Origin of the sequence: Pseudomonas sp. GM24, assembly GCF_000282235.1 — a bacterium.
Lineage (GTDB): Bacteria > Pseudomonadota > Gammaproteobacteria > Pseudomonadales > Pseudomonadaceae > Aquipseudomonas.
On sequence record NZ_AKJR01000390.1, the window covers coordinates 1 to 831 of the forward strand.

Annotated in this window: 1 protein-coding gene; it reads right to left on the reverse strand. The window is 61.4% G+C overall.

From position 1 onward, the window contains the following. Positions 1-831: immunoglobulin-like domain-containing protein (locus PMI23_RS28555; protein ID WP_007950356.1), on the reverse strand; the 831-nt coding region annotated here is incomplete at both ends.

The following is an 831-nucleotide window of genomic DNA, read 5'->3' on the forward strand; positions in this document are numbered from 1 at the left end:
AACCGGTTGCGCTCAGCGACAGGTTGGTGGTGTCGGCAACATCGGTAACGCTGGTCGATACCGGGGTCTTGTCGGCGACCAGATCTTCGTAATTACCACCCGAAACGCCAGTGATCGAATTCGTCAGCGGTGCGTTGCCGGTCAACGCGTCATTTGGCGCGGTGGTGGTCACGGTGCCGGTGGTTTTGCCGACTTCAATGGTGATGCTCTGACCGTTGGCCAGGGTCACCACGACAGGCGAACCGGTCACCGGCGCGCCGACAGTGGCGGTGTAAGTGACGGTGCCACCTTCAGCGACCGAGGTATCAGCCGTCAGTTTCACGGTCGAGGTATCGATAGTGTCGGTCACTTCGGTCACGGCCGGGACAGTGCTCGGCAGCAGATTCTCGAAGTTGCCGCCAGTCGCATCCTTGATGGTGACTTCGACTTTGCCTGCGTCTTTATAGACATCATCGGCCGGCGCCGGAACGGTCACGGTGCCAGTGGTTTTGCCCGCCTCGATGGTGATCACCGAGCCGTTGCTCAGGGTCACGGTGACCGGCGTGCCGGCCGGATTGGTCAGGGTCGCGGTGTAAACGATCGAACCGCCTTCCGCCACGGTGCCGGTGGCCGTCAGCGACAGGTTGGTGTTGTCGATCGAGTCGGTAATGGTGGTGGTCGCTGGCGTCGTGTTCGGCACCAGGTTTTCGAAATTGCCGCCGGTAGCGCCGGTGATAGTGGTGCTGACGGTGCTGCCATTGTTGTAAACGTCGTTGGCCGCGGTCGGCACGTTGACGCTGCCGGTGGTTTTGCCGGCGTCAATGGTGATGGTCGAACCGTTCGACAGGGTGA